Raw genomic sequence first — 18,594 nt, 5'->3', positions numbered from 1 at the left:
TCTTTACACGAGGTTGAAGTCAGTGAAGAACTTTTACACAGCGCATCGAAAGTTGGCAATAGTGTCGGGGTGGTGGACGCGCCGGGTCACCAGGCGCAGGGCGCGTAGTCCTTCAGGAAGCAGCCGTACAGGTCCTCGCCCTGTTCGCCGCGGACGATCGGGTCGTACACCCGGGCTGCGCCGTCGACCAGGTCCAGCGGGGCGTGGAAGCCGGCGTCCGCCAGCCGCATCTTCGTCGGGTGGGGGCGCTCGTCGGTGATCCAGCCGGTGTCGACGCTGGTCATCAGGATGCCGTCGGTCAGCATCTCCTGGGCGCTGGTGCGGGTCAGCATGTTCAACGCGGCCTTGGCCATGTTGGTGTGCGGGTGCCCCGGCCCCTTGTAGCCGCGGCCGAACTGGCCCTCCATGGCCGAGACGTTGACCACGTACTTGCGGCGGGCCGCCGCCGCGGCCATCGCCGGTCGCAGCCTACTGACCAGGACGAACGGCGCCGTCACGTTGCACAGCTGCACCTCCAGCAGCTCCACCGGGTCGACCTCGTGCACCCGCTGCACCCAGCTGTTGACCGGGTCGAGGTCCGGCACCAGGCCGCCCGCGTCGATGGCGGTGGCCGCCGCGATACGTTCCGGCGAGGCGGAGCCACTGGTCAGCGCGAGCGCGGTCAGCGCGTGCGGGGTGAGCGGGGTCGACTGCGGCGAGGCGGCCAGGCCGCCCGCCGGGTCGCCCCGGCCGGCCGGCTTGGCGAACGTGACGATCTCCGGCAGGGGGCCTGCCGGCAGCTCCGCCGCCTCCGCGGCGACGAGCTGCGCGTACGCCCCGGGGCTGCGCCGCACGGTCTGCGCCGCGTTGTTGATCAGGATGTCGAGCGGGCCCTGGCTGCTGACCGAGTCGGCGAGCGCGATCACCTGGGCCGGGTCGCGCAGGTCGATCCCGACGACCCGCAGCCGGTGCAGCCACTCCGCGCTGTCGGGCATCGCCGCGAACCGGCGTACCGCGTCGTGCGGGAACCGCGTGGTGACCGTGGTGTGCGCGCCGTCGCGCAGCAGCCGCAGCGCGATGTACATGCCGATCTTCGCCCGGCCGCCGGTGAGCAGCGCCCGCCGGCCCGTCAGGTCCGTACGGGCGTCGCGGCGTTCCCGGTTCAGTGCCGCGCAGGGCGGGCAGAGCTGGTGGTAGAAGGCGTCCACCTCGCGGTAGCGCTGCTTGCAGACGTAGCAGCCGCGCGGGTTGTGCAGGAAGCCGGCCGTGCTGCCCTCGGTGGGGGAGGCGAGCGGGATCCCCTGGGTCTCGTCGTCGATCCGGCCCGGTGCGCCGGTCGCGGTGGCGGCCGTCACCGCGCGGTCCGCCGCCGCGACGGCGTCCCGCCGCTCCTCGCGCCGTCGCTGCTTGACCACCTTGTAGAGCCGCGCCGTGGCCCGCTGCACGCGCACCACGTCGGGGTGGTCGGGAGGCAGGTCCTCCAGCGCCTCGAAGACGCTGAGACAGGCCTCCAGCTGGCTCCGGTCGATGCCGTCGTGGCCGGTTTCGGTAACTTTGTCCGCCGTCATGCCGTCGCTGTCTCGTCCCGTTTCCCGCCGGAGCTTCCCGGCCCACGCCAAGTCCGACCCGGAACTGTACGCACCACGTGGGCGCCGGCGCATCCCGCGCCCGTCGCGAGCGCGGCGCACGGAGTGCAGGGTGGCTCCCACGCGATCGGTGACGCGGCGATCGCCCGCAGCCGACCTCGGGAACACCGCCCGGTGGGCGGGCCCGACGGACCCGTGACCGAGCGCCGATCAGCGTCCGGCGACCCCGCCGGCCGGGGCGTCGTCGCCGGCGGCGTCGGTCGGCCGGCCCGACCCGACCGCGTGCAGGTGCCGCAACACCTGGGCCCATGAACCCGTCAGGCTGGTCTCGTGGTAGGGGATGGCGTGTTCGGCGCAGAACTGGCGGACCAGCGGCCGGGCGCGCCGCAGGTTGGGTCGCGGCATGCTGGGGAAGAGGTGGTGCTCGATCTGATAGTTCAGGCCACCGAGCAGGGCGTCGACGAACCAGCCGCCGCGCACGTTGCGGGAGGTGAGGACCTGGCGTCGAAGATAGTCGAGGCGGTCGTCGGCGGCGAGGATCGGCATGCCCTTGTGGTTGGGGGCGAAGGAGCTGCCGAGGTAGAGGCCGAGCAGGCCCTGGTTGACGAGGACGAACGCGACGGCCTGCGCCGGGCTCAGCACGAGGACCACGGCTCCGAGGTAGCCGACGGCGTGCAGCACCAGCAGCGTGGCCTCCACGGGGCGCCGCCTGAGCCGACCCCGGCCGAAGACGGCCCGGACGCTGTTGACATGCAGGTGCAGGCCCTCCAGCAGCAGCAGCGGAAAGAACAGGTACGCCTGGTACCGGACCACCAGCGCGCCCGGCCCGCGCTGCTCCCGCGCCTGCTCCCGGGTGAACGACAACGGTGGGACGACGATGTCCGGGTCGTGGCCCTCCGTGTTGGGGTGCGCGTGATGGCGGTTGTGCTTGTCGACCCACCAGGCGTAACTGAGACCGATCAGCAGATTGCCGTGCACCAGGCCGACCAGGTCGTTGGCGCGGCGGGTACGGAAGATCTGGCGGTGACCGGCGTCGTGACCGATGAATCCGGCCTGCGCGAACACCACCGCGAGGACGGCCGCGACGCCCAGCTGCCACCACGACTCGCCGAGCCGGCCGAACAGCGTCCACGCGCCGACATGGCACCCGCCGAGGGCGGCGATGCGCAGCGCGTAGTAACGGCGCCGCCGGTCGAGCAGGCCCGCGCGCCGGATCAGGCGCGACAGCTCCGCGTACTGACTGCCACCCTGGCGTCGGGTGTCGAGGGTCGCGTCGCTCATGGCCGACACCCGCGCCGACGCGTCGTCACGACGAGGCCCACGACGGTGGCGGCGACGACGACCAGGACGGCGTGCCGGCGGGCGACCGACCCGATCCCGCCCAGCCGGTCGCCGAGGGCCCGGTCCCGGCTGCGGTCCTTCACGTTGGTCCTGGCCGGCAGCGCCTGCACGGTGGCACCGAGTTCGGCTCGGGTCGCCTCGATGTCCGCACGGGTGCGCTCCGGGGCACTGCTCGCATTCGGGGTCATCGCCCTCGTCCCTTCCTGGCCGCCTGCCGCACCGACTCCGCGTCCGCGCGCACGCTGTGCAGCGTCGACTCCGGCTTGACGGGCGTCGTCTGCTTCACCTGCCTGCGTCCGACCAGCGCGAGCAGCCCGGCCACCGCGAAGAGGACCACCGCGACGACCAGCGCGGCCACCCATGCCGGCAGGAACCCGGCGAGGACCAGGACGAGCGCGGCCACGAGCGCTCCCGTCCCGAACAGCGCCATCCCTCCCGCGCCGCCGACCATCGCGGCGCCGGAGCCGGCACGTATGCCGTCGGTGGTCAGTTCCGCCCGGGCCAGCGCCAGCTCGTCCCGTACCAGTCGGGTGATCTGGTCTGTCGCACGCTGCACGAGTGCGGCGACCGTGGCTTCCTCCCGTGGCCCGTCGGCCGCCCGGACGCCGCTGGGCGGTTCACTCATCGGCCGGCACCTCCAGAGACACGTCGGCACGTCGCGCCAGGACCATCCGTCGAGGGCGCCGCCCGGTCACGCCGGGCCGGCGCGAAACCTGCCCGGTCGCGGGGCGGCGCTCCCCGTCCTCACCGCGCTGCGGCTGCCGATGACGCCGGCTGCCTGTCCCTGCCGGCCGCGTCGCCGGGGACCGCCATCCCGCCGGTGCCCGCGTCGGCGAACGCGCTGTCCCGCAGGGCAGCAGGAAGATCGCCGGCCATCGCGCCACCCACGGCGCGACGGCGCCGAGCCCGTACGACGGCCGCCGCCGTCACCACTGCCGCCAGGGACATCGCTGCCGCCTGCATCAGCGGCACCCTCCTGCTACGTCGACGCCTCATGTCCGCTACCCCTCTCGGTTTCCGAATCCGACCTTGCTCTCATCGTGGGGACAGCGCAGGGGCAGTGGGTGGCGATTCTGCGCATTAAACACGGTTGGGGCATTCAGAACAGCTCGGCATACCGCGGCCGGGAGTCGAACCAGGGACTTCGTCAGTGGCCGCGATGCCGGAGGTGAGGCGGCGGTGGAAGCGGCCGGGTCCCGGGAAGGGGTGTCCGGCGCGCGTCCGGTCGACGTGAGCGTTGTTCCGAAGCGTTCCGCCCAGGGGGTTGGCCCGCAGCGCCGCAGATCAGGTGAGTTTGACGATTTAGCAAGATGTGAGGTACCTGGGAGCATAGGTGTGCAAAAGTCCGGTATACCCGTATTTGCACTTGTGTGCCTCCGGTCCGCTGTCGCGAGAGCGCCGGCCGGGGACGCACCATGAGAGGGCCCCAACGTGACAGTCACCCGAATCCGTCATCTCCGCCGCGCGGCAGTGCCGGCGCTCGCGGCCGTCGTCGCCGCCAGCGCGACCGTCGCCCTGCTGATCGTCAGTGGCACCGGCGCCAGCGCCCAGCCGGCGCCGGTCGGTCTGGGGACAGCGGCGAACTTCTCCGTACTGGCCGGCTCCACCGTCACCAACACCGGACCGACCTTCCTGGCGCAGAGCCTGGGCGTTCACCCCGGCAACACCGCACCAGGCTTCCCGCCGGGCATCGTCGCCGGCGAGATCCACCTCGGCGACGCCGAGGCCCTGCAGGCCAAGGACGACCTGACCACCGCGTACAACGACGCCGCCGGTCGGACTCCCTTCACCAACCTGCCGGCGGAACTCGGCGGCGCCACGCTGACCCCCGGGGTGTACCGGCTCGACGCCGCGCAGCTGACCGGCCAGTTGACGCTCGACAGCCAGAGCGACCCGGCGGCGGTGTTCATCTTCCAGATCGCCTCCACCCTCACCACCGCCTCCAACAGCAGCGTCGTGTTCATCAACGGTGCCTCACCCTGCAACGTCTACTGGCAGGTGGGCAGCTCGGCCACGATCGGCACCGGCACCCGGTTCGTGGGCAACATCCTGGCCCAGACCTCCATCACCATGAACACGGGCGCGACCCTGCAAGGCCGCGCCCTGGCCCGGACCGGCGCCGTCACCCTCGACACCAACACCATCAACGCCCCCGTCTGCCTACAGCCGACAGGAAGCCCGACCGCCACCCCCACGGGCACTCCGACCGGTCAACCGACGGGCACGCCGACCGGTACGCCGACGGGTACGCCGACCGGTCAACCGACGGGCACGCCGACGGGCACCCCGACCGGGTTCCCGACCCCGAGCCGCACGCAGCTACCGGTGACCGGGGGCAGCGGCGGTGGCGCGCTGGTGCCCGTTCTGACGGGCCTCGGCAGCCTCGCCGTGGCCACCGGCGTCAGCCTGCTCTTCCTCTACCGCCGCAGGACCTCCGAGTCCTGACGGGGCGGGCCCCGGCGGCCGGACGACCGGACGCCGGGGCCCGCACGGCTCAGGCATGTGCCCGCACCACCTGCCAGCTTGCCGTCGCGTGCGGCGAGACGCGGCACCGGCGCGACCTTCAGACCGCCGGAACCGGCAGGACCAGCCTCACCGTGCCGTCGACCCGTCCAGTTCGGCGAGGTCGAGACGCAGGGTCGCGAGGAGACCGGAGTGCCGGGTGGTGTCGACCTGCGGCGGCAGTTCCCGCTCGACCCAGTCGGCCCGGGTGTGCTGGCCGCGGCGACGCAGCGCGGTCACGATCGTGTGTCGGGCTACCGTCATGGTCTGCTCCTTGATGGTGATGGTCGTGGGTTCCCTGGTGCGCCACTGTCCGGGGGCGCTGGTGGTGCGACCGGTCCGGTGTCGGCCGGGTGGGACGCGTGGCGTCGACGGGGGAGCGAGGGCGTCGGTCGGTGGCGCGGTCACCGTGCTGTCGATCGCGACCGCTCCGCCGGGACGCGGACGCCGGTCCGGCTCGCGCCGACGCGGGTCGACGGCCTACCCCGGGCCGCTGGGAGGTGGCAGGCAGGACCCGGACGGTGGCCGTGCCGCCGCGCATCGGGTGCGGTCGGGCGCGAACCTCGCGTGCCCTCGGGCGGAGCCGGCGTGGCGGGCACCCCAGGAGTGGAGTGTCGTCGTTTCCGGGATGGCCCCAGCCTACGCCTGTCCGGCCCGGTCCGCGCGGTGCCGCCGCTGGGGTCGTCGAAACCCGCCGAGCGGCCCGGGTGCTCCCTGTCGAGCCGGCCGGCCGCGTCCGGCGACCAGCACGCCGGTCGCCGGACGCGGTTGCGGAATCCGGCCCCTGAGGTCGCCGCCGGCGGGAGCGGGCGTGCCGGGGGGTCAGGCCCGGCGGGCGACCACCGCCCCGTTGGCGCCCGGGGCGTCGAACGGCACGGTGCGGACGTCGACGAAGCCGGCGTCGGTGAGCCAGGCCGCGTACTCGGCACCGGAGTAGTTCTTGCCGCCCTCGGTCTCCACCAGCATGTTCATGCCCATCAGAGCCGCCTCGGGTGGACCGGTGCGCTCGTCGTTGAGCAGCAGTTCGCAGATGACGACCGCCCCGCCGGGCGGCAGCGCCGCGTGGCACTTGGCCAGCAGCGCCCGGTTCGTCGGCTCGTCCCAGTCGTGCAGGATCATGCTCAGCAGAATGACGTCGTGCCCGTCCGGCAGCGCCGGATCGGCCAGAAAATCGCCGCCGACCGTGCCGATCCGCCCGCTCATGCCTTCCGCCGCGATTCGCTCCTCGGCGCGGACACACACGTGCGGCAGGTCGAGGACGGTCGCCCGCAGCCCGGGCAGCCGGCGGCAGAACTCGATCGGGAACGCCCCGGCCCCACCACCGACGTCGAGCAGCCGGGCGTGCGCGCCGAAGTCGTACGCGTCGGCCAGCGCCCGGGCGGTGAAGCTGGAGGTGGAGTACATGGCGTCCCAGAACTGCGCCAGCATCTCCGGGTCGGTGGTGTCGAACATCGACTGCTGGGCCTGCGGATCCCAGGTGAGGGGCCGGTCGGTGCGCAGGGCTTCGCCGATGCGGTGCCAGGGCAGGTAGGTGCGCTGGTCGGAGTAGCGGACCTGCGCACCGAAGTAGTAGGGGCGGCCTTCGACCAGGAACTGTTCGGCGAGTTCGGAGTTCCGGTAGCCGTCGCCGACCTTCTCCAGCAGACCCAGGGACGCCGTCGCGGCCAACAGCAGGTCTGCGGGGCGTTCGGCCAGCCCGAACTCGGCGGCGGCCTCGTCGACGGTGAGGGTCCGCCCGTTCGCGAGGCGGGTGAAGAGGCCGAGTTCGACGCCGGCCGCGAGGGTCTTGAAGCCCCAGACGCCGGCCACCAGACGCATGAGAGGGGAGGGATTGATCATGGCACCATTTGATCACAGATATCCATCCACAGTGGACCACGTCGGCGCACCGGCCGCACCGGCTACCCGGCATACCGGACCCACCGCCGGGGTACTGCACGTCGCGACGCCGACGCCGGGGAGGGCACTGTGACGACGCGCGTGCGACGCCGACCGCGAAGTGCGCTGGCCGGCCTGCTGGTGGCCCTCGTCGCGGCGGCCGGGTGCGTGGTCGGCGGGGTGTCCGAATCCGAGGGACAGGAGCCCGCGCCGCGCCGGCCGGGCAGCGCGTCCTCGCCCGGCGCCGAGCAGACCCGGGCCGACGGCACCACCAGCGTCGCGGAGTTCCGGCAGGACGTCGCCGACGCGCAGAGCATCGCCGAGCGGTACTGGGCAGCCCAGTTCCGGGCCTCCGGGCAGCGCTTCCGCCCGATCCGCCGGATCATCCCGTACCAGCGGGCCGGAGAGGTCTTCTGCGGCCGGCAGCCGCTGCCGCGCAACAACGCCGTCTACTGCTCCGCCGGCGACTTCATCGCCTACGACGTGAACTGGTCGGTGAACGCGTTCCGCCAGGTCGGCGACGCCTTCGTGTTCTACCTGCTCGGCCACGAGTACGCCCACGGCATCCAGGCGCGGCTCGGCATCCGCTACTCCTACACCATCCAGCAGGAGTTGCAGGCCGACTGCATGGCCGGGGCGTATCTCGGCGACTCGGTGCGCGCAAAGGCGCTGCGGCTCGCCGACGGCGACCTGGCGGAGTTCCGCGAGGGGCTGCTGGCCGTCGGCGACGCCCCCGACCAACCCTGGTTCGCCGAGGGCGCGCACGGCACCGCCGAACAGCGCACCGAGTCGTTCTTCCGCGGCTACGAGAAGTCCCTGGCCGCCTGCGACCTCAACTGAGACCGCCGGGCGCAGTCAGTTCCACCACTGCCGCACCCACACCGACGCCCCGCCGCCGTTGTCGCCGAGGTTCGGGTCGTTGAAGGAGAAGACGAGCCGCGACGGCGCACCGCCGTTGGAGTAGAGCATGCAGCCGCTGCCGGCGCCGACCGGGAACCACCGGTCCGTGGTGTAGGTCAGCCCGTTGCTCAGCACCAGCATGGATCCCGAGGTCACCTTCGCGATCAGCGCGTACCGGGGGGCGTCCGGCGCGGGCCAGCCGCTACCGGCCAGCGGCAGCTCGCCGGCGATGGACTTGCGGGTGCCCCAGTGGTCGATGCGGATCGTGCCCAGGGCCGACACCCGGAACACGTCCCGGTCGACCATGCCCACCGGGGAGGGCCACGTCGTGTGCACGTTGCCCGGCGCGAACCAGGTTCGCTCATCCTCGTGCTGGGGGGTCTCCAGGTCGTAGCAGCGATCCAGGGGCAGGCTCGCCGCGGCGGCCGGCCCCGCCGGCCAGATCGCTACGGCGGCGGCGAGCAGGACCACGGTGCATCGGGAGACCAGGGATCGGACGCGCATGGCGACCTCCGGGCGAGGGGGCCGCCGTGCCGGCGGCCGGTTGTCCCCGAGTCTCGCGTGCGGGCGCAACCCGTCGGCCAGGTCACCCCGCCGCACCGGGGCGCGCGCCGGCGCCGTGCCGGCTGAGAGGATCCCGGGGGTACGCACCCGAGGGAGGACCCGCTGAACAGCCACCACCTGGCCGCCGTGCTCTTCGACATGGACGGCACCCTGGTCGACAGTGAGAAGCTGTGGGACGTCGCGCTGCACGAGCTGGCGGCCGAGTACGGCGGCACCCTCTCCGACCCCGCCCGCAAGGCGATGATCGGCAGCAGCATGGCCGCGTCGATGCGCATCCTGCACGACGACCTGGACCAGCCCGGGCGCGATCCCGAGGCCAGCGCGGCGTGGATCAACGCCCGCATCCTGGAGCTGTTCCGCACCGGGCTGCGCTGGCGCCCCGGCGCGCTGAACCTGCTGCGGGCCGTCCGGGCGGCGGGCATCCCGACGGCGCTGGTGACCTCCAGCGGCCGGCCGCTGGTCGAGGTGGCGCTGGACACGCTGGGGCGGGACAGCTTCGACGCGGTCGTCTGCGGCGACGAGGTCGACGCGGCCAAGCCGCACCCGGAGCCGTACCTGACCGCCGCCCGGCTGCTCGGCGTGCCGATCGCCCGTTGCGTGGCGATCGAGGACTCGCCGACGGGGGTGGCCAGCGCGCTCGCCGCCGGCGCGGCGGTGCTGGCCGTACCGGCGGAGGTGCCGATCGGGCCGCTGGACGGCGTACACCAGCTGGAGAGCCTGACCGGCGCGGACCTGGAGCTGCTGGCGGCCCTGCTCGGCGCGCCGCCGCCCGGCGACTGAGACGACGAGGGCCCCGCCGACCGGCGGGGCCCTCGTGGTGCGTCGGGATCAGTCGTGGGCGATGGCGCCCAGCACGTTGATCCGGGCGGCCCGCACCGCCGGCAACGCCGCCGCGACCACCCCCACGATCGCGGCGAGGCCCAGGAAGATCCCCATCTGGGTCCAGGGCAGCACCAGGTCGGTGATCCCCTCGTCCCGCAGGGCCTCGACCACGGCCGCACCGAGGCCGGCACCGACGACCACCCCCAGCAGGGCGCCGAACACCGAGATCACCACCGCCTCCACGGTGATCATCCGCATGGTCTGCGCCCGCCGCAGGCCGATGGCCCGCAGCAGCCCCAGCTCCCGGGTGCGCTCCAGCACCGACAGCGCCAGGGTGTTGACGATGCCGAGCACGGCGATCACGATGGCCAGCGCCAGCAGGATCTGGATCATCGTGAGCAGCCCGTCAAGCTGACCGGTCTGCTGCTCGATGAACGCCTCCCGGTCGGCCACCGACACCTCGGGGGAGTCGGCGAGCAGCGCCTCGATCCGCGGCTGCACGTCCGCCACCCGGGTGCCCGGCGCCAGCTGGATGAAGCCCTGGATCGGCTGCGGGATGGTGAAGCCACGCGCCGCCTCCGCCGGCAGCACCACCGGATTGGTGAGCTGGGAGGCGGCGTAGATGCCGGTCACGGTGTAGGTCCGCGCCTCGCCCCGGGACGTCTGCACCGGCACCTTCGACCCCACCGACAGGCCGCGGGCCGTCGCGGTGTCGGAGCTGACCAGCATCTCGTCGGGCGCCAGCCGGTCGATGTCGCCCGCCGTGGGCTCGGCCCCGAAGATCTGCCGCAGCGCGGCGATGTCACTGCTCGCCGCCACCCAGGTGCGTTGGCCGCCGACCATCGCCAGGTCGCCGTACTCGCCGTCGACCAGGCGCACCCCCGGGATCGCGGCTGCCTTCTCCAGCACCGCCGGGTCGAAACTCGGCGGCCGGGGGCCGCTCTGCGCCCCGGCGATCACCAGCTCCGCCTTCAGGTTGTCCTGGGCGAGCCCGCCGATGCTGCTCTTCGCCGAATCCAGGATCACCGTCACCCCGGTGACCAGGGCGATGCCGACCATCAGCGCGGCGGCGGTGATGGCGGTGCGGCGCGGGTTGCGCCCCGAGTTGAGCCGGCCCAGCTTGCCCGGCACCGACCAGGCGAAGACCGCGCCGAGCAGGCCCACCACCGGCCGGCTGATCAGCGGCGTCAGCAGGGCCACGCCGATGAAGGCGAACAGCACCCCGCCGAGGATGGTGGCCAGGGTGTTGCCCCCGGCGTTGCCGGTGAGCCCCAGGGCCAGCAGCGCGCCGCCCACGGCGGTGACGACCGCGCCGGCCACGGTGACCCTGGTCAGCGGGCGGTCGGGGGTGGCCACGTCCTGCATCGCGGCGATCGGCGGGATCCGCGACGCCCGCAGCGCCGGCAGCAGCGCCGCCACCACGGTGATCACGAGGCCGACGGCGAACGCGCCGACCACGGCGGAGAGCGGCACGCCGATCCCCGCCAGGGTCAGTCCGCCGGCGAAGGTGCTGAACAGGTACGCCAGCAGCGCGCCGATGCCGATGCCCGCGCCGAGGCCGAGCACCGAGGCGACCAGCCCCACCGCGACGGCCTCCAGCACCACCGAGCCGATGACCTGGCGCCGGCTCGCCCCGACGGCGCGCATCAGCGCCAGTTCCCGGGTGCGCTGCGCCACGATGATCGAGAACGTGTTGAGGATCAGGAAGGTGCCCACCAGCAGCGCCACCGCCGCGAAGCCGAGCAGGATCCGGTTGAAGAAGGACAGCGCCTCCTTCATGCCGGCCGCCGCCTCCTCCGACAGCTGCGTACCCGTCCTGACCTCGAAGTCGGCGCCCACCGCGGCGGCCACGGAGTCGCGCAGCGCCGCGTCCGACACCCCGCCGGCGGCGGTGACCGAGATGTTGCTGAAGGTGCCCGGCGTGCCGAGCATCAGCCGCTGCGCGACCGGCGTGGTGAACATGATCTCGTTGGCGCCACCGATGGAGTCCCGGCCGCCGCTGTAGCCGAACACGCCGACGATGGTGAACTCCTGCTTGGGCTGCAGGGTCAGCACACCGACCCGGTCGCCGACCTTCACCTTGCCGGCCGTCGCGAGCGCCCGGTTGACGACGATCTCGTCGTCGGCCTGCGGGGCCCGCCCCTCGCGCAGCTGCACCAGCTCGCTCTCGCCGGTCCAGTTCTCGCCCAGCTGGGGCGGACCGAACGAGGCGACCACCTTGCCGTTGGCGCCGATCAGCCGCGCCCCGTCGACGGCGACCAGGCCCGTGGCCTCGGCCACGCCGGGCACCGCCCGGATCTTCTCCAGGACGGCCGCCGGCACCGGCTCGGGCACCACCGGCATGCCCTCCGTCTCGCCGACGTCGATCTTCGGTCTGGCGGCGACGTTGACGTCCACCCCCTCGTACGCGTCGGCGAAGATCGCGTCGAACGAGCGGCCGAGGGTGTCGGTGAGCACGAACGCGCCGGAGACGAACATGACGCCCAGCACCACGGCCAGGCCGGAGAGGATCAGCCGGACCTTGCGGGCCAGCAGGCTCTTCAGGGTCGCGCGGAACATCAGCGCGTCACCTCGGCGGGGGTGTCGAGCTTCTTCATGGTGTCCAGCACCGTCTCGGCGGTCGGCTCGATCAGCTCCGAGACGATCTGCCCGTCGGCGAGGAAGACCACCCGGTCGGCGTACGCGGCGGCGGTCGGGTCGTGCGTGACCATCACGATGGTCTGCCCGTGCTCGCGCACCGAGTTGCGCAGGAAGCCGAGCACCTCCGCGCCGGCACGCGAGTCCAGGTTGCCGGTCGGCTCGTCGGCGAAGATCACCTCGGGGCGGGCGACCAGCGCGCGGGCGCACGCCACCCGCTGCTGCTGACCGCCGGAGAGCTGCGCCGGCCGGTGGTCCAGCCGGTCACGCAGCCCGACCGTGGCGATCACCGTGTCGTACCAGGCCTGGTCCGGCCTGCGCCCGGCGATCGACAGCGGCAGCAGGATGTTCTCCTTCGCCGTCAGCGTCGGCAGCAGGTTGAACTGCTGGAAGATGAAACCGACCCGGTCGCGGCGCAGCTTGGTCAGGCCCGAGTCGTTCAGGCCGGTGACCTTCGTCTCGCCGATCGACACCGTGCCACGGGTCACCGAGTCGAGGCCCGCGAGGCAGTGCATCAACGTCGACTTGCCCGACCCCGAGGGCCCCATGATCGCTGTGAACCGGCCGCGCTCGAACTCCGCGCTGACCCCCCGCAGCGCGACGACCTGCGCCTCGCCGCTGCCGTACACCTTCCACACGTCGCTCGCCCGGGCCGCGGCCTGCGCATGCTGGCCCACCGTCGCGGTCACGTCATCTACCTCTTCCGTCTGTCTTCGATCCGCGCCGCCCCCGCTGGTCCGGCGCGGCAGTCCCATCATCTGTGCTCGCCCGACCTGATCCGTCCGACTCCGGTCGGAGCCGTGGCGGACTTCGCGCTGCGGGTGTCCCCCATTGCCCACTCAGGGTTGCCCCTGAGTGAGGGGGCGGTCGGAAGCTTTTCCCACCGGCCCGGACCGATCCTGCACAGTGACGCCGCGCCAGGGTCAACCACGCGACGACGTCTGCGGTCACGGTAGGTGACGGCGGCAACAGTGCGGCCGTGCCAAGGCGCATCCGACGGTACGCCGCACCCCGCCACCGGCGACGAGGCGCTACGCCCGGGGGCGCACCAGCCCCGACTCGTACGCCAGCACCACGGCCTGCACCCGGTCGCGCAGCCCCAGCTTCGTCAGCACGTGCCCGACGTGGGTCTTGATGGTGGTCTCGCTGACCGACAACGCCCGGGCGATCTCGGCGTTGGACAGCCCTCGGGCCATCTGCACGAGCACCTCCCGCTCCCGCTCGGTCAGGGCGCTCAGCGCCCGGGGCGGCGCGGCGGCGGGATCGGGCAGCGCGTCGGCGAAGCGGTCCAGCAGACGCCGGAGGATCCGCGGCGCCACCACCGCGTCCCCGGCGGCCACCGTCCGGATCGCGGCCACCAGGTCGTCGGCCGGCACGTCCTTGGCCAGGAAGCCGCTCGCCCCGGCCCGCAGCGCCCCCACCACGTACTCGTCCAGGTCGAACGTGGTCAGGATCAGCACCCGCACCGGCAGCCGGGCGTCGACGATCGCCCGGGTCGCGGCGACCCCGTCCATCCGCGGCATCCGGATGTCCATCAGCACCACGTCGGGCAGCAGCCGGCGGGACAGCTGCACCGCCTCCAGACCGTCGGCGGCCTCGGCCACGATGTCGAGGTCGTCCTCGGTGCCCAGCACCATCCGGAACCCGGTACGCAGCAGCGGCTGGTCGTCGGCGAGCAGGATCCGTACCGGCCGTGCCGGCACCGTCGGGTCGCTCATCCGATTCCCCCGTCCCGATCCCCGGTCACGTCGCCGCCCCGCTCCGGGGTTCCACCGGGATCCTCGCCGACACCCGGAATCCGCCGCCCGGGCGGGCCCCGGTGCGCAGGACACCACCGTAGAGGGCCACCCGCTCCCGCATGCCGACCAGGCCGTGCCCGATCCGGTCACCGCCCGTCCCGGGGCCGCGCCCGGTGTCGGTGATCTCCACGTCGACCGTGCCCCCGTCGAAGGTCAGCCGCACCTGGGCGGTGGCCGCCCCGGCGTGCTTGAGCGCGTTGGTCAGCGCCTCCTGCGTGATCCGGTAGAGAGTCAGCGCCACCCCCTCCTCCAACGTCCCCGGAGTGCCGGCGACCCGCAGCGTCACCGGCAGACCGGCGTCACGTACCTGCTCCACCAGCGCCTCGATGCCGGCGAGGCCCGGTTGCGGAGCCAGGTCGGCGGCCGGCTCGGCGTCGGTACGCAGCACGTCGAGCAGCCGGCGCATCTCCCGCAGCGTCGCCCGGCTGGTCTCCTCGATGGTGGTGAGCGCCCCGTCGGCCGCGCCCGGGTCCCGGGGCAGAACGCGCCGGGCGCCCGTCGCCAGCACCCCCATCACGCTGACGTGGTGCGCGACCACGTCGTGCAGCTCCCGGGCGATGCGCCTGCGTTCGTCGGCGACCGCCCGCTCGGCCAGCGAGCGCTGGTTCTCCTCGGCCGCCCGGGCCCGCTCCCGCAGCGCCTCGGTGGAGGCCCGGCGGGCGTGCACGGCGCGTCCCACCGAGTACGACACCACCCCGACCAGCAGGTTGTCCAGCACCAGGTAGGCGGAGTCGACGTTCGCCAGCTCGCCAGGCGGCGGCGCGAGGACGCTGGTGACGCCGAGCGGGACCCACAGCACCAGCGCCGCCGCGATCGCCGTCCGTAGTGGCCCGGCGGCGGCTGCCGTGTAGGTGAGCACCATGAAGGTCATGCCCTGCGTGGCCGGCGTGGGACCGAGCAGCAGGGGCACCGCCAGCGTCGCCACCGCCGTCGCGACCGCCGGCCACGGCGCCACCCGCCGCCACGCCACCGGCACGGCGCACACCACGCTCCAGCCCAGCAGCGCCGGCAGGCTCCCCGGCCGGTACTCGCGGGGGGTCAGCGCGGCGAGCACCACCTCCGCCACGAAGAGCCCGCAGGCGAGGAGCGTGTCCGCGGCGAAAGGGTGCCGGCGCAACCACGCCCGGGGGCCCGAAGTCATACCGCGACGCTATCCGCCGGCACGCCCGATTGATCGTCGCCGGTGGTGAGCCCGGCCGCCTCCTCCCTCAGGAGGAGGAGAGCCACTCGTCCCCGCCTGGTGCCGGCCGCCTTCGGCGGTCCCGCTGCTCGCCGCGGCGGTGCCGGGGGCCGCGACGGTCCTGCTGCTCGCCGCGGCCGTGCCGGGGGCCGCGACCGCGGGGCGGGCCGACGGCGTGGCGCCGGCCGGGCGGACCCACCGGGTCACCCGTCGGCGCCCGGGGGCGTCGGGCGGGACCGGGCGTCGCGCAGCGGATCCGGTGCCGCCAGGGTCGGAAACGGCGGCGGTGTGCCCCCGAACGTCGGGCAGAACGCCTGGTGGCTGCACCAGTCGCACAGCCGGCTCGGCCGGGGGCGGAAGTCCTGCTGGGCGGTCGCCTGCTCGATCGCCCGCCACAACGCCACCACCGTGCGCTCGAAGCGCAGCAGCTCGTCGGCGTCCGGGGCGTAGTCGCAGACCTCGGAGTCCTTGAGGTAGAGCAGCCGCAGCACCCGGGGAACCACGCCCCGGGTGCGCCAGAGCACCAGCGCGTAGAACTTGAGCTGGAACAACGCCCGGGCCTCGAACGCCTCCCGCGGCGCGCCGCCGGTCTTGTAGTCGACCACCCGCAGCGCCCCGTCGGGCGCCACGTCGAGCCGGTCGACGTAGCCCCGGATCAGCAGCTCCTCGTCGACCACCGCCGAGATGAGGCTCTCCCGCTCGGCCGGCTCCAGCCGGCGCGGATCCTCCACCGCGAAGTAGCCCTCCAGCAACCCGGCGGCGGAGCGCAGGAACTCGGCCGCCCCGGGGGAGTCGCCGTCGGCGAACAGCGCCGCGAGCTCCGGCTGCTCGGTGACCAGCCGGTCCCACTGGGGGGCCACCAGATCGCCCGCCGCCGCCGGGGTGCGCCCGGTGGCCGGCAGGTCGAACAACCGTTCCAGCACCGCGTGCACCAGCGTGCCCCGGGCCTGCTCGACGGTCGGCCGCTCGGGCAGCCGGTCGATGCTGCGGAACCGGTAGAGCAGCGGGCAGGTCTTGAAATCCGCCGCCCGCGACGGCGACAGCGAGGCCCGCACCGTCGCGGGGACCTCGGCCGGGATCGAGGACTGCTGCGTGCTCACCGGTTGTGCCGTCATGCCCGGAAGGTTAGGGCACCGGTGTGACACCACCGCCGTCGCCGCACCGACCCATGATCCCCGCCGCGTAGCATCGATCCGATGGAGCAGACGAGGCGACCGCGCCGCCGGCCCGACGCGCGGGGCGGCCTGAGGGTGGGCCGGGTGTTCGGGGTGCCGCTGCACCTCAACAGCTCGATGGTGCTGCTCACCGTGCTGGTGACCGTGCTGTACGCCGAGTTCGCCCGCCGCCAGCTCGACCTGTCGCAGCTCGCCGGCTACCTCATCGGTTTCGGCTTCGTGGTCTCCCTGCTCGGCTCGGTGCTGCTGCACGAGCTCGGCCACGCCCTCACCGCCCGCCGCTACGGCATCGGTGTGCGCGGCATCACCCTGGAGCTGCTCGGCGGCTACACCGAGATGGACCGCGACGCCCCGACGCCCCGGATCGACCTGCTGGTCTCGCTCGCCGGCCCGGCCGTCTCCGCCGTGCTCGGCGTGCTCGCGGTCGCCGCCACCCTCGCCCTGCCCGACCGCACCCTGGCCAACCAGCTCGCGTTCCAGCTCGCCGTGAGCAACGTCATCGTCGCGCTGTTCAACAGCCTGCCCGGGCTGCCGCTCGACGGCGGCCGGGCGCTGCGGGCGGCGGTCTGGGCGCTGACCCAGGACCGGCACCGCGGCACCGAGGTCGCCGGCTGGGTGGGGCGTGCCGTCGCCGTCGGCACCGCCGCGCTGGTCGTCCTGCTCACCCTCACCCGCGACCTGGCGCCGCTGGCGTTGCCGCTGATGCTGCTCGTCGCGTTCACCCTGTGGCGTGGCGCCGGCCAGTCGATCCGGATGGCCCGGATCAGCCGCCGATTCCCGCTGATCGACCTGTCCCGGCTGGCCCGGCCCGTGCTCACGGTGCCCACCGGCACGCCGCTGGCCGAGGCGCACCGCCGCCGCGCCGACGGGGCCACCCCGGGCGCCGCCCTCGTGGTCACCGACACCGCCGGGCGGCCGGTCGCCCTGGTCGACCCCGCCGCCGCGCAGGCCGTACCCGTGGAACGCCGCCCGTGGCTGGCCGTCGACGCGGTGGCCCGCTCCCTGGCCAACCTGCCGGCGATGCCGGTCGGGCTCGACGGGGAACGCGTCATGGAGACCGTGCAGACCCACCCGGGCGCGCAGTACGTGGTGACCTCAGGCGAAGATGTCGTGGGCGTTCTGCACATCGCGGATCTCGCTCAGCTCCTCGAACCTAAACGGAAGATGAACACGTGACCGCAACTCCCCCCGCCGTCCCGGCCGACCCCGGCACCCCGGCGCTGCCCCCCGTGCACCGCGGCCCGTTCCGGCCCGGCGACCGGGTGCAGCTGACCGACCCCAAGGGGCGGATGCACACGGTCACCCTGGAGCCCGGCAAGGCCTTCCACACCCACCGCGGCATCCTCGAGCACGACGCGCTGATCGGCCTGCCGGACGGCAGTGTGGTCACCACCACCGGCGGCGGCACCGCGTTCCTGGCCCTGCGGCCGCTGCTGTCGGACTACGTGCTCTCCATGCCGCGCGGCGCCCAGGTGATCTACCCGAAGGACTCCGCCCAGATCGTCGCCATGGGCGACGTCTTTCCCGGGGCCAAGGTCCTCGAGGCCGGCGCCGGCTCCGGCGCGCTGTCCTGCTCGCTGCTGCGCGCGGTCGGCACCGGGGGCGAGCTGCACTCGTTCGAGGTGCGCGACGACTTCGCCCAGATCGCCCGGCGCAACGTCGAGGCGTTCTTCAACGGGCCGCACCCCGCATGGCACCTGCACGTCGGTGACGTCGCCGGCTGCGCCGAGACCGGCTTCGACCGGATCATCCTCGACATGCTCACCCCGTGGGAGACCCTCGACATGGTCGAGCGGGCCCTGGTGCCCGGCGGCGTGTTCATCGGCTACGTCGCCACCACCCCTCAGCTGTCCGAGCTGGTCGAGGCGCTGCGCGAGCGCGGCGGCTGGACCGAGCCGCGAGCCTGGGAGTCGCTGGTGCGTGACTGGCACGCCGAGGGCCTGGCCGTGCGACCGGACCACCGCATGATCGCGCACACCGCGTTCCTGGTCTCCGCGCGTAAGCTCGCCCCCGGCGTCACCGCACCGCCGCGGCGGCGCAAGCCCAGCAAGGGCGCCGAGGCGTACGCCGAACGTCGCCAGGTGCTGCGCGAGGCGGAGGCCGCCAGGCAGGCGGCGGTCGCCTCGGCCCAGCAGGCGGCGGCCGAGGACACGGAACGGTCGTGACGGTGCGGCGGGGCGACGAGGAGTGAACGGACGGATTCGGCCCGCCGGCGCGCGCCGGCGGGCCGG

The 18,594-nt window shown here is 73.6% G+C and carries 17 protein-coding genes; 5 read left to right on the top strand and 12 right to left on the bottom strand.

The window, feature by feature from the left end:
* Positions 1–86 precede the first annotated feature (86 nt).
* From KBX06_RS19875 to KBX06_RS19860, 4 genes are all read right to left on the bottom strand, one after another.
* The gene (locus KBX06_RS19875) at positions 87–1,547 is read right to left on the bottom strand and encodes an SDR family NAD(P)-dependent oxidoreductase (RefSeq protein ID WP_210837277.1); all 1,461 of its coding nucleotides are present in this window, start codon (positions 1,545–1,547) and stop codon (positions 87–89) included.
* 228 nt (positions 1,548–1,775) lie between these two features.
* Positions 1,776–2,846 carry an acyl-CoA desaturase gene (locus KBX06_RS19870; protein ID WP_210837275.1) on the bottom strand — a complete coding sequence of 357 codons (1,071 nt, stop codon included), beginning with the start codon at positions 2,844–2,846 and terminating at the stop codon, positions 1,776–1,778.
* Complete coding sequence (locus tag KBX06_RS19865) at positions 2,843–3,094, bottom strand: DUF3618 domain-containing protein (RefSeq protein ID WP_210837273.1); 252 nt, start codon at positions 3,092–3,094, stop codon at positions 2,843–2,845. Before KBX06_RS19865 ends, KBX06_RS19870 begins: the two co-directional genes overlap by 4 nt.
* Entirely contained in the window at positions 3,091–3,531 is a 441-nt protein-coding gene (locus KBX06_RS19860; protein WP_210837272.1) for a phage holin family protein, read from the bottom strand. Before KBX06_RS19860 ends, KBX06_RS19865 begins: the two co-directional genes overlap by 4 nt.
* 806 nt (positions 3,532–4,337) lie before the next feature.
* Between KBX06_RS19860 and KBX06_RS19855 the strand changes: the two genes are divergently transcribed.
* Positions 4,338–5,351 (top strand): ice-binding family protein, encoded by a 1,014-nt coding sequence (locus KBX06_RS19855; protein ID WP_307854688.1) that lies wholly within the window; start codon positions 4,338–4,340, stop codon positions 5,349–5,351.
* Positions 5,352–5,498: 147 nt separating this feature from the next.
* On the opposite strand, the gene KBX06_RS19850 is transcribed toward KBX06_RS19855, so the two are convergent.
* Positions 5,499–5,672: a hypothetical protein gene (locus tag KBX06_RS19850; RefSeq protein WP_210837269.1), complete on the bottom strand. Its 174-nt coding sequence runs from the start codon at positions 5,670–5,672 to the stop codon at positions 5,499–5,501.
* Between the two features lie 558 nt (positions 5,673–6,230).
* A complete protein-coding gene (locus KBX06_RS19845) occupies positions 6,231–7,247 on the bottom strand; it encodes a methyltransferase (RefSeq protein ID WP_210837267.1) in 1,017 nt (338 codons plus the stop codon).
* A gap of 18 nt (positions 7,248–7,265) precedes the next feature.
* On the opposite strand from KBX06_RS19845, the gene KBX06_RS19840 reads away from it, so the two are divergent.
* Positions 7,266–8,126, top strand: a complete 861-nt coding sequence (locus KBX06_RS19840; protein WP_307854694.1) for a neutral zinc metallopeptidase — start codon at positions 7,266–7,268, stop codon at positions 8,124–8,126.
* A 15-nt stretch (positions 8,127–8,141) separates the two neighbouring features.
* Here the strand turns inward: KBX06_RS19840 and KBX06_RS19835 are convergent, their stop codons facing one another.
* Positions 8,142–8,690 (bottom strand): hypothetical protein, encoded by a 549-nt coding sequence (locus tag KBX06_RS19835; RefSeq protein WP_210837265.1) that lies wholly within the window; start codon positions 8,688–8,690, stop codon positions 8,142–8,144.
* 186 nt (positions 8,691–8,876) lie between these two features.
* Between KBX06_RS19835 and KBX06_RS19830 the strand changes: the two genes are divergently transcribed.
* Positions 8,877–9,530 carry an HAD family phosphatase gene (locus tag KBX06_RS19830; RefSeq protein WP_210837263.1) on the top strand — a complete coding sequence of 218 codons (654 nt, stop codon included), beginning with the start codon at positions 8,877–8,879 and terminating at the stop codon, positions 9,528–9,530.
* A gap of 48 nt (positions 9,531–9,578) precedes the next feature.
* Here the strand turns inward: KBX06_RS19830 and KBX06_RS19825 are convergent, their stop codons facing one another.
* From KBX06_RS19825 to KBX06_RS19805, 5 genes are all read right to left on the bottom strand, one after another.
* The gene (locus tag KBX06_RS19825; protein WP_210837261.1) at positions 9,579–12,131 is read right to left on the bottom strand and encodes an ABC transporter permease; all 2,553 of its coding nucleotides are present in this window, start codon (positions 12,129–12,131) and stop codon (positions 9,579–9,581) included.
* Complete coding sequence (locus tag KBX06_RS19820) at positions 12,131–12,898, bottom strand: ABC transporter ATP-binding protein (protein WP_210837259.1); 768 nt, start codon at positions 12,896–12,898, stop codon at positions 12,131–12,133. The genes KBX06_RS19825 and KBX06_RS19820 overlap by 1 nt, the downstream gene beginning before the upstream one ends.
* 342 nt (positions 12,899–13,240) lie before the next feature.
* Positions 13,241–13,927 (bottom strand): response regulator transcription factor, encoded by a 687-nt coding sequence (locus KBX06_RS19815; protein WP_210837257.1) that lies wholly within the window; start codon positions 13,925–13,927, stop codon positions 13,241–13,243.
* A gap of 25 nt (positions 13,928–13,952) precedes the next feature.
* Entirely contained in the window at positions 13,953–15,149 is a 1,197-nt protein-coding gene (locus tag KBX06_RS19810; RefSeq protein WP_210837255.1) for a sensor histidine kinase, read from the bottom strand.
* Positions 15,150–15,391: 242 nt separating this feature from the next.
* Positions 15,392–16,303, bottom strand: coding sequence for a RecB family exonuclease (locus KBX06_RS19805; RefSeq protein WP_210837253.1), 912 nt, complete (start codon positions 16,301–16,303; stop codon positions 15,392–15,394).
* Between the two features lie 177 nt (positions 16,304–16,480).
* Here KBX06_RS19805 and KBX06_RS19800 point away from each other — a divergent pair, with 177 nt between their 5' ends.
* Both KBX06_RS19800 and KBX06_RS19795 read left to right on the top strand, forming a co-directional pair.
* Positions 16,481–17,539 carry a M50 family metallopeptidase gene (locus KBX06_RS19800; protein ID WP_374225659.1) on the top strand — a complete coding sequence of 353 codons (1,059 nt, stop codon included), beginning with the start codon at positions 16,481–16,483 and terminating at the stop codon, positions 17,537–17,539.
* On the top strand, positions 17,536–18,528 hold the full coding sequence (locus KBX06_RS19795; protein ID WP_374225657.1) for a tRNA (adenine-N1)-methyltransferase: 993 nt from the start codon (positions 17,536–17,538) through the stop codon (positions 18,526–18,528). Before KBX06_RS19800 ends, KBX06_RS19795 begins: the two co-directional genes overlap by 4 nt.
* Positions 18,529–18,594: the final 66 nt, after the last annotated feature.

The organism is Micromonospora sp. C31, from assembly GCF_018070575.1.
Classification (GTDB): domain Bacteria; phylum Actinomycetota; class Actinomycetes; order Mycobacteriales; family Micromonosporaceae; genus Micromonospora.
The sequence above is the reverse complement of the archived record's forward strand: the minus strand, read 5'-3'. Positions and strand labels throughout refer to the sequence as shown.

Excerpts from the sequence above, each read along its gene's own strand:
- KBX06_RS19835 (WP_210837265.1), bottom strand. The coding sequence starts at position 8,690 with ATGCGCGTCCGATCCCTGGTCTCCCGATGCACCGTGGTCCTGCTCGCC.
- KBX06_RS19810 (WP_210837255.1), bottom strand. The coding sequence starts at position 15,149 with ATGACTTCGGGCCCCCGGGCGTGGTTGCGCCGGCACCCTTTCGCCGCG.
- KBX06_RS19865 (WP_210837273.1), bottom strand. The coding sequence starts at position 3,094 with ATGACCCCGAATGCGAGCAGTGCCCCGGAGCGCACCCGTGCGGACATC.
- KBX06_RS19800 (WP_374225659.1), top strand. The coding sequence starts at position 16,481 with ATGGTGCTGCTCACCGTGCTGGTGACCGTGCTGTACGCCGAGTTCGCC.
- KBX06_RS19815 (WP_210837257.1), bottom strand. The coding sequence starts at position 13,927 with ATGAGCGACCCGACGGTGCCGGCACGGCCGGTACGGATCCTGCTCGCC.
- KBX06_RS19845 (WP_210837267.1), bottom strand. The coding sequence starts at position 7,247 with ATGATCAATCCCTCCCCTCTCATGCGTCTGGTGGCCGGCGTCTGGGGC.
- KBX06_RS19870 (WP_210837275.1), bottom strand. The coding sequence starts at position 2,846 with ATGAGCGACGCGACCCTCGACACCCGACGCCAGGGTGGCAGTCAGTAC.
- KBX06_RS19850 (WP_210837269.1), bottom strand. The coding sequence starts at position 5,672 with ATGACGGTAGCCCGACACACGATCGTGACCGCGCTGCGTCGCCGCGGC.
- KBX06_RS19825 (WP_210837261.1), bottom strand. The coding sequence starts at position 12,131 with ATGTTCCGCGCGACCCTGAAGAGCCTGCTGGCCCGCAAGGTCCGGCTG.
- KBX06_RS19860 (WP_210837272.1), bottom strand. The coding sequence starts at position 3,531 with ATGAGTGAACCGCCCAGCGGCGTCCGGGCGGCCGACGGGCCACGGGAG.
- KBX06_RS19805 (WP_210837253.1), bottom strand. The coding sequence starts at position 16,303 with ATGACGGCACAACCGGTGAGCACGCAGCAGTCCTCGATCCCGGCCGAG.
- KBX06_RS19875 (WP_210837277.1), bottom strand. The coding sequence starts at position 1,547 with ATGACGGCGGACAAAGTTACCGAAACCGGCCACGACGGCATCGACCGG.